The following is a 15621-nucleotide window of genomic DNA, read 5'->3' on the forward strand; positions in this document are numbered from 1 at the left end:
GAGCGAGGGGGTGTTTGACTCTCGTCTCTGATGAGGATTTTTAAGAACTGTTAATTCTCTATTCTGTTATCTCATCACCTATTGTATAGTAATCGAAATCCACATAACCGCCCGTTTTTTCGGTGGCAAAAGAGAACAAGCCAAAACGATATCCCATAAAATGTTGGGGTAGGGAATAGGCCATTTGCAGTGGTTCTCCTATTTTTTTCCACTCATTACCATTCAAGCTGTAATAGAACCGGGCTTTATCTGTTCTGTTTCTGAAATCGCAGTCGATTTTTAACCAGGCCTTATCCTGTTCCAGCGGGATGGTTTCCAGTTCAACAGGTTCTTCAGTTTCTGCACTTACCATTACAATTGATTTACTGTTGTTTTCCATCTTTACACCTACAAATCCGTATCTTTTTTGTAATGCTACCAGCCCGGCGATATCTCCATCTTTCATACCCTTAACTTCAAGCAGGGTGGAAGCAGAACTAACTGGGCCGAAGGTGCGTTGTGTCAGAGTATTTCTGGTTTGCTCCACATTGTCATCAATACGTCCATTGGTCATGCGCAGGAATCCTTCCCTTTCAGTCAATGACCAGTAGCGATCATCGGGGTTGTGGTTCCATTGCCATGCAAGTGGCAGTTTATCTCCGTCAAAATCATCTGATGTTACAATACCTGATGCCCCAATGTTTTGAACTGCAATATCCAAGGTGTCCGGCACTTTCCCGTCAATTCCCAGAACCGGCCATCCATCTTCCCATTTCATGGGCATAATGTATGGCATTCTTCCAACAGAACCATAATCACGGAACATGTAGGCATACCAGTCGCCTTCGGGAGTGTCAATAATGCTTCCCTGAGCTATTCCCCGGTCCTGAAGGGCTACTTTTCCTTCATAAGGCCCGGTGATCTGATCGGCCCGGTGTACCACAACTGTGCGCATTCCTCCCTGTGGCCAGGTGATATTGAAAATGTAATATTTGCCGTTGTGTTTGATGACCTGTGAACCTTCGGCATGCAGCATCAAATCTTCCGCAGCGACTTTACCTGCATCAGGAACGATTACCTGATTTATACCGTCAGGTTTGACACCCGATAAATCTTCTTTCAGTTCAACAATCCGGATATCGCCACCACCATAAATCAAATATACTTTTCCGTCATCATCGAAGAAAAGGGAATTGTCGTGCAATACTGGTTCAAAAGTAATGGCTTCCCATGGCCCGTTTTCAATGTCTCTGGTTTTGTAGATGTGCGTTTTTCCGGAAGTTGCCGAAAAAGTGGATACGTAAAATGTATCGTTTTGAAAACGCAGGCTGCTGGCCCAGGAACCTTTGCCATAAGCATTCTTTCCGTTTTCAAGACGTAGTGCTTCATTGTTGGCCAGCGTATCATAGGCATAGTTGACAATTTTCCAGTTTACCAGATCTTTGGATTTCATGATGGGCACGCCGGGGCTCATGTGCATAGTGGTGCTGCTCATGTAATAAGTGTCGTCCACACGAATGATGGAAATATCCGGGACATCGGCAAAAATTACCGGGTTTTGCGCTGTTATTTGGGGTTCTTGTTGTTTTTTCTGATTTTTCCCGGAGCATGAACTCAACCACAAGCCGGAAATCAGCATAATGATTATTGAAAAATGTGTCTTCATTTGTGTAATGTTTTTATGTTTGGGCGGATTTCAAATCCGCGAAATATAATCGTGTGGATTCGGAAACCCACACGAAAGGAGTATTCGACACTGTCAGGATCCTGCTCCTTGATTCCGATTAATTTTAGACTAACTCGTCAGAGACGAGAGATATGAAACCCCCTCGATTGGAAACGAGGGGGAGGAGTAATGAAATGATATTTGTATTATTGTTGTTTCAGAATAAACCCACCGTTTGGCTGAATGTTAACTGAGAATTCTCCGTTTTCAGGAATGGTGACCGTCGCCATAGACGGAGATCCATCTTTTTTGTCGTTGTAGAAAGATACTTCCTGCCCGGCAAGCATAGGGAGTTTCAGGTCGAGTTTTTTGACCTCTTTTTCAGCGTTGATTCCTGCTATATACCATTTGTTGCCATTCCGGCGGGCGAGTACGCTGTACTTGCCGGGGAAACCGTCAATGAAGCGGGTTTCATCCCATGTAGTGGGTATGTTGCGCATAAACTCGACTTCAAATTCCGGCAGGTCAGTGAGATTATTTGGAGTAAGCGCAAAAAACTGAATTGGATTTTGAAAGAGAATTCCGGTTGCCAGTTGGAAAATATCGGTGGTTAATCGTTTTTGACCTTCTTTATTTCCTTTGTTCAGATATTTATTCAGAATTACACCACCAAATTCCATGCTGCCAACTGTGTTGCGCATAAATGGATGTAGGGAGGCATAGAATGCTTCCTTTTCGCGCACATCCTGAACGAATACGAGCATTTCTGATGCCAATACCGCTTCTGCGCCCACAAAATTTGGATACATCCGTTCCCAACCGCGGGGGAGGGTAGCTCCGTGGAAATTAACCATCAATCCATGATCGTTGGCATCGGAAAGAATGTTTTCGTACAAACGCATGGTTTCCTGCTTGTCGCCTCCCAGAAAATCAACCTTCAGACCTTTTACACCCATCTTTTTCAGCCATTTCATCTCTTTCTTTCGGGCGATGGAAGTGTTCATTTTATTCAGTGGTGTTTGGAAAGCATCATTGGCCGAGCCATTGGAATTGTACCACAAAAAGACTCCAACCCCTTTGTCTTCAGCATATCTGATAAGCTCTTCCATCTTTTCATAACCGATGTTTGTATCCCACCAGGCATCAATCAGAATGTATTCGTAATCCATAGCTGCAGCCAGGTTAATGTATTTTACCTGATCGGCATAATTCATACTGTTGTCCTGCCAGATGATCCAGCTCCAGGTGCTGCGCCCGTATTGATAATCCTGTGAGGGTTCGTAAAGTGGTTCTACCACGTCCCAGGGAATGGTGGTTTCAACTATTGGTTTAAGTGTTCCGCCTACTGTAATGGTACGCCAGGGAGTCACACCGGGAAGTCCTATTTGTGCTCCGGTACTTCCAAAACTATTGTTCTGTCCCGGATTTGGATATTCAACCGTGTAAACGCCATCTTTGAAGCTGCTCAGGTGGGAGGCACAGTAGAGGCTTCTTACGCCGGTTTCGGACAATAATACCCATCCGTTGTCATTAATCCTAAACAAGCCCGGGAATACATATCCCTCAGGCGACTGGTTCTCGTACATTGAAACATTGGCCTGATACCCGCTTTCGTAGCTTGGTGAAGTGCGAGCAAATCCTTCCATAGGTCTCATCATGTACGACAGAAAGCTTTTAGTCTTATCGGGAAACCTGAATCCGGTTGCTTCGGATTTTACTACAATCGCTTTGGTATCGCCCCACATTGGCAGTTCATAGCGAAAAGCAATGTCGTTGTTACTTACCTGAAAAAGGACAGATATTTGTTTCTTATCTGCGTTGGAAAAAGTGCATTTCAGGGAATTTGCCCGGTACCGAATAAATGATTGCTTAATTTTGGCTTGTGTATATGCTTTTTCAACGTTACCGGTGGAGGATTCAGTAAAACTCATGCCGGTTGTAAAATCACCCTCGTTGGTGGTCAGTCCCAGTGGAGAATCTTCGAGCATGGTTTGTCCGTTGTAGGTGACTGAGTAAACCGGGTTTCCGCTTTCAATATCGACACTTAGCTGAAGCTTCCCGTCGGGACTTTCTACCTCGGCCACTTGCGAATAGGCTGCTGTAGAGAATAATACAAAGCATAAGGTTATTATGCCTGGAATAATGTTTTTCATAGTAATTTCTTTAATCTTATGTTATGATTTTTGATTCAGTACAAGTCTGCGTTCCTGCTTTAAAAAGATACTTCTAACAATACACAAAAGCATACGACACCTTCAGCGTCGATATTGTATATTTTGGAAAACTATAAACATATGAGCCCCTCAGGCACTGTTTCACTCAAATATATAGAAATGACCCCGAAGCGGGTCAAATATTTATAGATGTAATGTTTACAAGAAAATCGACCCCAAAGCGGGTCGTACCAGTTGCGTTTAGGCTTTTTTATTTATTAAACTCCCAGAAGTCAAAATTGAATAACTCCCCTTTACCTCCTTTAAAAACAAAAAATAAATCATGAATACCTTTTTGTTTCTTTGTCTTGATGGTGAATGTTTGCCAGCTGCCGTCATTTTCTGTTATTTCACAAACTCCCAACAGCTGTCCGTCTTTTGCATCCAGGCGGATTTCAATATTACCTCCCTCTAAAACTGCTGCACGAGCTTTGAATGTTTTGGCTCCTTTGGCAAAGTCAACACTGCGAACTTTTATGTAATCGCCGTTGTGGATGTTGGTAACATAAATTCCTGCTTGATCATCAGATAAAGTTTTCAGCCCCTCGGACCACGCTATGGTTTCGGCTTCTACTTTTTTGAAGGGATTCAGATTTGCGACACTTTCTTCTACTCCTTCTTTCGTTGGTGTAAGCATCGGGATGGAACCATCTTCGTTGTATTCGAATTGTTCCACGCTCACTGAGCGTTTAAAGCCTTCACCACCTGACAAATCCTGATCGTGATAAAAGAAATAGGAATTTCCTTTAAAGTCGATGATCCCGGGATGGTTGGTGAAGGCGAGGTGAGGGGCTCTTTCCATGATATATCCCTGATAAGTCCATGGCCCTTCATCCGTTGGGGCAGTGGAATAAGCAATGTATTCCGGAATTCCTCCTGCAGCATAAATCAGGTAGTACAAGTCGTTTCGTTTATAGATCCATGGCCCTTCGGTATAGTTGGAGTGATGTCTTCCATCTTTGGACGGACTTTCACCAAATGATTCGGTATTCATTTCCACAGGCACGATCCCCTTTTTACCAATGCTGCGGTCGTAGGAAATCATATCTTCGTTGAGTTTTACATAATATACAGACGGATTTCCCCAGTAAAGATAAGCTTGTCCGTCGTCATCAATAAAAACGGTAGGGTCGATATCCGTCCATACATCTTCACTGTCCAAAATTAATCTGTGTCCCAGAGGATCGTGAAACGGACCCGTGGGAGAGTCGCTTACAAGTACGGAAATCCCTTCCCCATGAATAGGTACATATAAATAAAACTTACCGTTACGCTCAATCGCTTGGGGTGCCCATGCTCCATTTGTTTTATCCATCCACCCGAAGTCTTTAAGTGAAGCAACTGTTCCATGATCGGTCCAGTTTACCATGTCGTCAGACGAATAGCACCGCCAGTCGTACATGGTAAAGAAATTATTGACTGTAGTGTCCTCATCGTGCGAGGTATAAACGTAAACGGTGCCATCGTGCACAAGCGGTGCGGGGTCGGCAGTGAAATAGGTCTGTACAATGGGATTTTGGGAAATGCCTGAGATGGAAATCCCAAGAGTCAATGATATGATTAATAGTTTCCTGATATTCATATAATTTGTTATTTTATATTTATTTCGAGTACTGTCAGAGACTGCGGTTGCACGGTTACAGATATTTTGTTTCCGGACACTTTCGTGTCTATTTTTTCAGGCGCCACATTATCGGGCTTTTCAAAAGTGTTGATGGCATCAATCTCAGAAGCATAAAGGGTTTCGCCTTCTACACTTTTAATAGAATAATCCTCTAAAGGTAACTCAAACGATGCTTTGTTATTTGGATCAATATTGGTAATTGCCACGTAAATCCGGCCATCTTTACCTTTGGCAGCAATGGCATCAACACGTGGAAGTTCAATGTCATCGATCTGATATTGACCTGCATCAAAACTAACAGGAATACGGGTCGCATCCTGGAATGGCACATACATGCGGAAGGCATGATAGGTAGGTGTAAGAACCATTTTCTCATCTTCAGTAAGAATCACCGCTTGTAAAACATTGATCATTTGGGCTATGTTTGCACCATGAACCCGTTCGGCATGACGCATGAAAATGTTGAAGTTCAACGCAGCAATAATGGCATCGCGCTGCGAATTCTGCTGTTGCAGGAAGCCCGGATTCGTTCCCTCGGTAGGGGCATACCAGGCCCCCCATTCGTCAACCAGGATAGATACTTCTGTATCAGGGTCGTACTTATCCATAATTGCCCTGTTTTCAGCTATAAACTCATCCATTCCAAGAGTTTCCTGAATTACCTCGGCATACTGTTTTTCATTAAAGTCTGTGGCGGGGATTTCCGGTGGATAGCCGCCACGGGTATAATTATGCAGAGAGAGGCCCTGAATATTCCATGTCCATGTTCGGTTTGCCCATGCTTCCATAATTGCTTCTGTGTATCCAAAGCTGAATTCATCAAAGGAATCGGGCCCTACGGCTACAAACTTTGTGTTCACATCGGTATTGTAATTGGTGGTGAAAGTGGCGAACTTTTTTAGTTCGGTAATATACTCCTGCGGTGTGAAAGGGCCTCCACAACCCCAGACTTCGTTTCCGATTCCCCAGAATTCGACATCGTAAGGTTCCGGATGTCCATTAATGGCTCTTTCTTCAGCGAGTGTTGATCCGGTGGCAGTCAGGTATTCCAGCCAGTCGGCTGATTCCTGAACCGTTCCGGATCCTACGTTGGCTGATATAAATGCTTCCGATCCGATCTGGTTTATGAAGTCAAAGAACTCATGCGTTCCAAATGTGTTTGGTTCGGGAGCTCCGCCCCAGCTGACGTTAATTCTGGTATTTCGTTCCGCCGGATGACCAATTCCATCGCGCCAGTGATACTGGTCGGCAAAGCAGCCGCCCGGCCAGCGTACATTAGGGACTTTAAGTTCTTTCAGAGCTTCCACCACATCGTTGCGGATTCCTCGTGTGTTGGGGATGTCTGATTCGGGGCCTACCCATATACCGCCGTAAATCCCGGTCCCCAGGTGCTCGGCAAAATGACCGAATATATGTCTGTTGATCACTGGCCCATCCTGCCCGGGACTAATAATTACTTTTACGGGAGTGTTTTTCTGTGCATAGACGGCGCCTATGTTGATCAGGAACATGAAAGCCAGAATGCTTATTGCAGTACAGTTCTTTCTGAAGTTAAAAAGCCTTTTCATGGTAGGTTGTTTTATTGGTTTAAACTTGATTTTTGATCCTAATTTCAATCCTTAATTGTATGATGCCTCATTCCGGTTAAACTTCCACCAGTCAAAATAAAACAAGTCTTTTTCTCCTCTGAAGACAAAATAGACATCATGTATGCCCTCGATGTTGCTGGCTGTTGAAGTAAAAGAACTCCAAATGCCTTCTTTTCGCGCTGAATTTATGTCCACCGTTGCGATCACCGGGCCGTCAATTTTATCGACTCGTATTTCTATTTCACCACCATAGATGGGGGATACACTCACTTCAACTGATTCAGCTCCATCGGAAAAATCAACACCACTAACTTTTATGTAATCGCCATGATTGATATCCGTTACAAATAGACGGTCGGCAATTTTATTTCCCCGTGCCCAATCAAAATCGCCTTCCCACTCTGTTTCAAATCTGGTTTTTACCCCTTCGCTCCAGGACATTGTTTCTGCCTCAACCCGTTTGAAAGGATTTAGAGGTTCTACTTGTTCGGGGCCTTCGACCGACCAGTAATCGCGATTTTGAATGGTTCCATCGGGGTTGTACATCATTTCATCCATGTCAACCGAACGACGCTCATAAAACTTTGGTGTGGTTTTTTTCAACAGGTCATAGCTGTGGCCGAAACAGTACCATTTTCCTTTGTATTCGATAATACCCGGGTGGTTGCCACGAGTAAGTTCTGAGGCATCTACAATCATGCCTTTGTACTCCCAGGGTCCAGTCGGAGAGCTGCTCATGGCATATCCAATTCCTTCCGGGCAGCAGGTAGAGGCGTAGGCCATATAGTAATGACCATTGCGTTTCCATACCCAGGGGCCTTCCTGGTAATTTTCGGGGGTTGTGGGTTCCTGTATAATCTTGCCTGAATAGGAGATCATGTCCTCGTTCAGCTTTACGTAATAGACTTTGGGGTTTCCCCAGTACATGTATGCCTGCCCGTCATCGTCAATTAATACAGTCGGGTCAATGTCGTGATTGCTGTTTTGAATTAAAGGTTTTCCAATAGGATCCTTGAAAAGGCCGTACGGACTGTCAGCCACCAGAACTCCAATGCCAACACCTCCTGGCATGGGGCAGTAGAGATAAAATTTGCCGTTACGCTTAACACATTGCACCGCCCAGGCTCCATTGTCATAAGGTACCCAATCGAAATTATCTAATGATGCCACAATGCCGTGGCCTGTCCAGTTTACCATGTCGGTAGATGAATAGAGCAACCAATTTTCCATTTTAAAACCCATGGCGTCATCTTCATCGTGACTGGTGTAAAGGAACACCGTGTCGTTATGTACCATTGGAGCAGGATCGGCAGTGTATTCTGTCTGGATGATGGGGCGTTGGGCAGGCATGTTGGTTTGTGTGAACCCGCTAAATGTTATTGAAAGACAGATTGTTAATAATGAAAGTATTCTGTTGGTCATTGTTCCTGTTTTATAGATTCATTGAAGTTCTTCTGCCACTATATTTCACTGGGATAATATGTTCTGAATCCAAATTGTTTTTCCCGGATATCATAACAATTTTAAATTCTCGATCAGTCAGCATTCCGGGGAATCTGCCTTTACGGTCACTTATGATAAGTGTGTTTTCCGAGTCGTCCCAAATAAACTTAATGGTTGAATACAAGCCCTTTTCGTAATTGTAGTTGTCATTCTCATCTTCATACAAAGTAAATTCGCCGTCAGCACCTTTGTAAACCCTTATTTCAAGGTTGTTCCAGGGTTTCTCTTCGGCATACTGAACATCAGGGCCAATTGGTATGACAGAACCTGCTTTGACATAAAGGGGCATAATGTCGATTGGCGTTTCCTTTGCGATGGTTTGACCGCCTTCCACAGTTTCTCCTGTCCAAAAGTCAATCCATTTGGTGCCGGAAGGCAGATAAAGCTTCCGCTTTTTGATGGTGCTAAAATCAGCCTGTCCATCCTTATTATACATGCTTTTGGTTACCGGACAAACCAGGATTGACTTGCCAAACATGTACTGGTCATCAATGTTGAGCGCCTTTTTGTCTGATGGGAAATCCATTACCAAAGGACGCATCATGCTTGACTGATTGGCTGTAACATCCCACGAAGTGGAATAGATGTAAGGCAATAAGCTGTAGCGCAGGTTGATGTATTTCTCGATGGCGTCGTAAACAGGTTCGCCTTTTTTTCCGAATTGGTATATTTCACGTGGGGCATCGGCACCATGCGAGCGCATCATGGGGCAGAAGGTACCAAACTGAACCCACCGTGCATACAGTTCGCGATAATCAGCATTTTGCAGAGGGTTTTGATAATCCCAAAGGAAGAATCCGCCTATGTCGCTATTGTAGTGAGGAACACCACATAATGTAAGATTTAAACCGCCAGATATCTGTTTGCGTAAGGCGTCCCAGGATGCCACCACATCGCCCGACCAGGTATTGGCGCCATAACGCTGCTGTCCGGCAAATACCGAGCGTGTTAAGATGAAAACACGTTTATCAGAAGTCACTTCGCGCTGATGTTTGTAAACACCGCCCACGGTCATTAGCGGGTAGGCATTACGCACTTTGCGGAAAGACCCGAGATAAGTCTGATTGTCAAAATCTGATGGTTTTGGATCGAAGTGATCAGGCTCGGAAGAATCTATCCAAAATCCATCAATCCCAAGAGAAAAAATACCTTTATTCAGATATTTCCAGTAAATGTCGCGGGCTTCAGGATTATAGGCGTCATAAACGCGCACTCCTGACGGATAATCAGGGTTGGGCGGCCATTTAAAGGAACCCGATTCCGGCCAGGTTTTAAAGTCCATGAGCGCATCAATGCTATCCAGTTCCCGGTAAGGTTTGGTTTCAGGACCAAAAGAATTCCAGATGGAAATGATCATGTGTGCATTCAGGTTATGAACATTATTAACCATCTTCTGCGGATCGTAGAACTCTTCATTAAGAAATTCCATGGCATTCCAGAGATAGTTATTGCCCCAATACCGCCAGTCCTGGATAATGCCATCGAGGGGAACACCCAGCTCCCTGTATTTTTTTACCACACCAACTGTTTCATCCTGGCTTTTGTAGCGTTCCCTGCTTTGCCAATACCCATAAGTCCACAAAGGAAACATAGGCACCTGTCCGGTTAATTCGCGCATTTGGGCAACCACACCATCGGCATTCTCTCCATACATAAAATAGTAATCGATACCATCGCCAACTTCTGAGCTAAATGTCGTTTGTTCCTGATTGTCGCTAAATATAGTTGGAGAATAGTTATCCCAGAATAAGCCATAGCCTTTGTTCGACTGGAAAAAAGGTATAAAATCCTGCGTGTTGTTCTGTATCATGTGAACTTCAAGGTCACGCTGAATCATTTTACCGTTTTGAAGGATGCCTAAACCATATATGGCTTCATGCTTTTCCAGTGCAAAAGATTGTGAAATGTTGTAGGTTGCATTTCCCGCATCGTTAAAAGCGGTAAACTCAGCGCCTGCTTGCTTTTCTTTTAAGAGTGGTTGGCCGGAAGTAGTTTCAAAACTAACAGTCCCACTCTTCGTATTAAGGTGTACGATAAGTTCATCGCTTTTCAAAATTAAATTTTCTCCGTTAATGCTGACATTAAGGTTCGTATGTTGAGGCTTCCTGGTAACGGAAAGACTTTCTTTGTTAAAGCACGATTCTTCAGGCCATTTTACGACCCTGGCAATTGAAGGGCTGAAAAACTGAATCTCGTAAGCTATTTTGTTAATGGAAGTTTTTATTCCAAGGTCAGTTTTTATATACGACTGAGCACTTCCAACGGAGAAAAAAGCAAAGAGTATCAATAATGATGTGAAAATGCGATTCATGATGATTCTGATTATCGGATGGTTACTTCTAACTGTTTTAAGTTTTTGTCATCTGAGCTATTGCCGTAATAGACAATATACTGTCCGGAAGTCACAGCCATTTTGCGTTGACTCCAGTCGTAAAACTCAAATGAAGAAGAAGGCAGACTGATGTTCGCCTGAGTGGTTTTTCCTGCAGGAACTTCCACTCGTTTAAAACCCTTTAAGGTTTTAATGGGCCCGTCTATATCGTTCACTTTACGGACATAAACCTGCACGATTTCAATTCCATCGCGTTTGCCGGTATTTTTTACCGGAATGTTTATGCTGATTGTCTCATCCGGCGTTATGGTTGTCTTACTCAATTTGGCATTCCCAATCTCGAAATTGGTGTAACTAAGTCCGAAACCAAAGGGGAACAGATGATCGGTAGTGTAACGGTAAGTCCGGCCTTCCATGGAGTAATCTTCAAAGTCCCCAAGATTTTCTGAATTCCGATAGAAAGTAAGCGGAAGTTTTCCTGACGGGTTGTAATCGCCAAAAAGTACATCTGCAATAGCCTGTCCGCCTGATTCTCCGGCATACCAGGCCTGAAGAATGGCATCACACGATTCGGTTTCAGGCTCTAATGCGATTGCTGAACCGGAACAGTTCACGAAAATGACGGTTTTGCCGGCTTCTTTCAATGCTTTGAGCGCATTTCGTTGCACGGCAGGAAGCTCTATGTGCGTGCGGTCGCCTCCTTTGAAACCCGGGTAGGAGACAGGCATTTCCTCTCCTTCGAGAGAACCTGAAAGACCACCGGCAAAGACTACTGTTTCGATACCTTCAAGCTTTTTCAGCAGATCTGTATAGTCCACAGCTTCTTCTCTTCCAAAATCAAGCTCGATATTGGCTTCCCAGTTTTCACGCTGGGCATAGCGGATCTCTATGTCATAGGTTTTGTCCGCCTCTGCTCTAAATGGGAATCTTGCCGGTATTGTTCTCCAGTTGGTGTAACTGGTCAGGGTATCACCGTTTACGATTACTTCAAAAAATCCGGAAGCCCCTCCCTTAAAGACAATCTCTTCGGACACTGTGGGAGTAAATTTGGTTTCGAAAACGGCAGAAAAATCCTCGAGTTTTACGCCGGGTGCAAATTCATGTTGTCCGGCGGCAGTTTTTCTAATTGGATTAACCATTTGTTGGGTAACGACGGGGTCTCCCTCAAAATTGGGATGATTCCAATAGGTGGCTTTGAAACCCGGCTTATTGTCAGATTTTACTTTTGAAAAATAGCTGACCATCACTTTATTGTCAACGAGGTCAACCGCTTTGTCGTAAAATATCCGGTCGGGGTTTGTTTTGGATTTTATTCCGTCCAAGATGGTGATGGTTCTGATGGGGGTGCCGTTATAGTTCCCCCAAAGGACCTTTTCATCATCGGCATTAGGGCCAATTACCGCAATTTTTTTTGTGGATGATTTATCCAAAGGAAGGACGCTGTTTTTATTTTGCAATAAAGTCATCGACTGTTGGGCCATTTTATAAGCCAACTGCCTGTGCTCTTTGTTGTTTAAGACTGAAGCAGGAATTTGTGCCCAGGGAACAATGGCGTTATCGTCCATTTCTCCGAGTTCGAATCGTCCCATTAATACGCGGAACAGACTACTGTCGATGTGCTCTTCTTTGATTAAATCTTTTTCCAATGCTTCGGGCAACATTTTGTAATGATAATTGTCCCAGATGCATTCCAGATCTGTTCCTGCAAGCAACGCGGTAGCGGCTGCGTGAACAGGAGTGGAAGATATACCATGAGTGGTATGGAAATCGGTTATGGCGCCGCAATCTGCAACAACCAGATGTTCATAGCCCCATTCATCGCGAAGGATGCGCTGCAGAATGCGGGTGTTGCTGCAACATGGTTCATCATCCAGGCGGTGATAGGCACACATCACCTGTCTTACATCAGCATCCTGAACCAGTGCTTTAAAAGCCGGCATGTAGGTCTCGTAGAATTCACGGGGGCTGACATCGTTGACATTCAGTTCGTGCCGGCTCCATTCGGGGCCTGAATGCACGGTGTAATGTTTGGCACAGGCCAGTAGTTTGCGGTATTTCGCATCATCCGGGCCTTGTAGTCCTTTAACTACCTGAACACCCATGCGCGATGTGAGGTAAGGATCTTCGCCATAGGTCTCCTGGCCACGTCCCCAGCGGGGATCTCGGAAGATATTCACATTGGGGGTCCAGACTGAAAGGCTCAGGAATCTGCGGTTTTCCTCGCCTCTGCGCTGTGCCTGGTGGTATTTGGCCCGTCCTTCGTCCGATGTGGCATTAAAAATATCAAATACCAATTCATCGTTAAAGGAGGCGGCCATTCCTACCGGCTGCGGAAAAACGGTGACGCTGTCATTATTGGCATAACCGTGCAGCGCTTCGCTCCACCAGTTAAACTTTTCGATACCAAGGCGGGGAACTGCATCAGACTGGTCGCACAAAAGTGCTGCCTTTTCTTCTACAGTCAGCCTTGAGATTAAGTCTTTGACACGTTCTTCAAAACTGAGTGAAGGGTTTTGAAACGGGTACTCATATCCCTGAGCAATGGAGGATATCGATAGTAATACTCCGGTAAAAAGCAGGATTACTTTTTGGGAGGCCGTTTTTATGGTATTTGCTCTCATGACAAAAGTTTTAGGTTGTTATTGTATGGGTTCCAGAACGGCCGCAAAACCGCCACGTCTCAGTAGTTTAATATCTATTTTTGAGGATTTCTCAACGACACTGTATTTTGTTGAGAAATCCATATCGTGCTCCCCATCTGCAATGAGGGTGAGTTTGTACTTTGTATCCTTTTTCAGGAAGTTCAGATCCACCTGTTTGTTTTTTTCTTCGTTTTCTGCATTAATTCCTCCAATGTACCAAATATCACCTTTTCTGCGGGCAATAACGACATCTTTGCCGGGATATCCATCCATGAATTTTGTGTCATCCCAGGCGGCAGGTAGTTCCCGTAATAATGTTTTTGCGGCATCAGGCAAATTGTAATAGCCTTCAGGGCGGTCGGCCATGTGTTGAAGAGCGGATTCAAATACAACGCTCAGGGCCAGTTCGTGTCCGTAAGAAGTGATGTGCGGATGCTGTGAATTGGTGAAGGTGACCGGTGTGTAATCCATTGATCCTACCACATTTCGGGTAAAAGGCATCACTGTGTTGTGCTCAGGTGCGGTGGTAGTTAATTCCGGATTGTTGTTGTACCATTCTGCCCCGCGGACTGCTTCCATGGTCATCAGGTGAGGGTAGGTGCGGGCCCATCCGCGGGGAACCATGCTTCCATGAAAATTGACCATCATCTCGAATTTTGCAGCATCTTCTAAAATATCAAGATAGTAATCAATCATATACTGCTTTTCGCTCAGAAAAAAGTCCACTTTAACGCCGGCAAAGCCTAGGTTTTTCAACCAGGTAAATTCTTCCACACGGTTTTCGTGTGTTTTCATGCGGTCAAGGGGGGTTGCGGTAATCCATTTGAACATGCTTGAGTTGTACCAGATTAAAGGCTTTACTTCTTTGGAAAGGGCATACGCTGCGGCATCTTCCACATCGCCACCATTGGTCATGGCATCCCACTCCCAGTCGAAAAGGGTATAAGGCCAGTCCATCGCAGCAGCTAAATCTGTAAACTTCTTAACGGTTTGATAATCCCGGGTGCCGTGGTTATCCGACCAATAGTTCCATGAAACTAGTCCCGGTTTGATCCAGTCAGTATCTTCAAGGATTGATGGGGTGGATACATCTTCCACCAGGGTAGATTCAACGATGTCGGATAACTGACCTAAAATGATGACTCTCCAGGGAGATTTCCATGGTAGAGAAATGGTTGGCAATGCCTCTCCTTCGCCTTCATGGGCGCCAGGGAGGGTAACCTTGTAGCTGTTTTTTTTATTGAGATTGCTGAGTTTGGTGGCACAATAATCCCGGTTAACATCAGCTTCATGTACAAGATACCAGCACGAACTGTCAGTAGTCTGGAATAAAGCAGGGTAACTCCAGTTCCGCTGTTCCTGGTCAGCATTCATTTTGTTATATATATTCTCATTTGAGAGGTCGAATTTTTGTAGCCACCGCACGGCACTGTCGGGAACGATATAAGATGTGAGCTCATCGGTTACTGTGAAGTTTCTGTTTCCTTCCGGAAATTCATATCTGAAAGTGATTCCATCGTTGTAGGCTCTGATAATAATATTTAAACGGTCTTTTTCGGGGGTTTCAAACGAAGCAACTACTTCATTGGCTGAATTTTTCCGAAGAGATCGTTTCCCGTGCAGGGCAGTATATTCTTCGCTTATTCGGTTTGGTTTGCTGAATTTCAGAAGCTTCAGATTTTCATCAAATGTCTGATCATTTCTGGTAATTCCTAATTTAATTTTGGGAATAATTACAGCTGGTGTATCGTTGTTTTTATAATACACTTTCAGGTGCCATTCATCGAAATTATTATCATTCCCACTGCCTAATTCAATTCTGATTTTTGAATTTGGAGAGGTCACTTTCGGGTTTTGGGCCCATGATAAAACCGGAATCAGGGTGAGGAGGATTATTGAGAGGATTTTTTTCATGACTGATGAGGTTCTTTTTTGGGTTATTAAAGGTATTGGTTTTTGTAATAATTTGCAGATCAGTAATTCTGATGTGATATTCTTATATGGGGGACTTCAGTTTGTTGGCAATAACGAGTCTTCACGGGTTTAAGAGGAGGAGTGAGTTGGTTTTCGGCA

At 44.3% G+C, this 15621-nt stretch carries 8 protein-coding genes; all 8 read right to left on the minus strand.

Annotated features, from left to right (window positions below; translation table 11 throughout):
* Positions 1-58: 58 nt before the first annotated feature.
* Complete coding sequence (locus BY457_RS13860; RefSeq protein WP_106153926.1) at positions 59-1645, minus strand: glycoside hydrolase family 43 protein; 1587 nt, start codon at positions 1643-1645, stop codon at positions 59-61.
* A gap of 206 nt (positions 1646-1851) precedes the next feature.
* Positions 1852-3798: a glycoside hydrolase family 97 protein gene (locus BY457_RS13865; protein ID WP_106153927.1), complete on the minus strand. Its 1947-nt coding sequence runs from the start codon at positions 3796-3798 to the stop codon at positions 1852-1854.
* 271 nt (positions 3799-4069) lie between these two features.
* A complete protein-coding gene (locus BY457_RS13870; RefSeq protein ID WP_106153928.1) occupies positions 4070-5440 on the minus strand; it encodes a glycoside hydrolase family 43 protein in 1371 nt (456 codons plus the stop codon).
* Positions 5441-5448: 8 nt separating this feature from the next.
* Positions 5449-7050 carry an alpha-N-arabinofuranosidase gene (locus BY457_RS13875; RefSeq protein WP_106153929.1) on the minus strand — a complete coding sequence of 534 codons (1602 nt, stop codon included), beginning with the start codon at positions 7048-7050 and terminating at the stop codon, positions 5449-5451.
* Between the two features lie 51 nt (positions 7051-7101).
* Complete coding sequence (locus BY457_RS13880) at positions 7102-8493, minus strand: glycoside hydrolase family 43 protein (RefSeq protein ID WP_106153930.1); 1392 nt, start codon at positions 8491-8493, stop codon at positions 7102-7104.
* A gap of 10 nt (positions 8494-8503) precedes the next feature.
* Positions 8504-10885, minus strand: a complete 2382-nt coding sequence (locus tag BY457_RS13885) for a glycoside hydrolase family 31 protein (RefSeq protein ID WP_106153931.1) — start codon at positions 10883-10885, stop codon at positions 8504-8506.
* 11 nt (positions 10886-10896) lie between these two features.
* A complete protein-coding gene (gene xyl3A, locus BY457_RS13890) occupies positions 10897-13527 on the minus strand; it encodes a xylan 1,4-beta-xylosidase (RefSeq protein WP_106153932.1) in 2631 nt (876 codons plus the stop codon).
* Between the two features lie 18 nt (positions 13528-13545).
* On the minus strand, positions 13546-15462 hold the full coding sequence (locus BY457_RS13895; protein WP_106153933.1) for a glycoside hydrolase family 97 protein: 1917 nt from the start codon (positions 15460-15462) through the stop codon (positions 13546-13548).
* Positions 15463-15621: the final 159 nt, after the last annotated feature.

Source organism: Marinilabilia salmonicolor, assembly GCF_003003035.1.
Classification (GTDB): domain Bacteria; phylum Bacteroidota; class Bacteroidia; order Bacteroidales; family Marinilabiliaceae; genus Marinilabilia; species Marinilabilia salmonicolor_A.

Coding starts and splice junctions, on each gene's coding strand:
- BY457_RS13860 (WP_106153926.1), bottom strand. CDS start 1,645: ATGAAGACACATTTTTCAATAATCATTATGCTGATTTCCGGCTTGTGG.
- BY457_RS13865 (WP_106153927.1), bottom strand. CDS start 3,798: ATGAAAAACATTATTCCAGGCATAATAACCTTATGCTTTGTATTATTC.
- BY457_RS13870 (WP_106153928.1), bottom strand. CDS start 5,440: ATGAATATCAGGAAACTATTAATCATATCATTGACTCTTGGGATTTCC.
- BY457_RS13875 (WP_106153929.1), bottom strand. CDS start 7,050: ATGAAAAGGCTTTTTAACTTCAGAAAGAACTGTACTGCAATAAGCATT.
- BY457_RS13880 (WP_106153930.1), bottom strand. CDS start 8,493: ATGACCAACAGAATACTTTCATTATTAACAATCTGTCTTTCAATAACA.
- BY457_RS13885 (WP_106153931.1), bottom strand. CDS start 10,885: ATGAATCGCATTTTCACATCATTATTGATACTCTTTGCTTTTTTCTCC.
- xyl3A (WP_106153932.1), bottom strand. CDS start 13,527: ATGAGAGCAAATACCATAAAAACGGCCTCCCAAAAAGTAATCCTGCTT.
- BY457_RS13895 (WP_106153933.1), bottom strand. CDS start 15,462: ATGAAAAAAATCCTCTCAATAATCCTCCTCACCCTGATTCCGGTTTTA.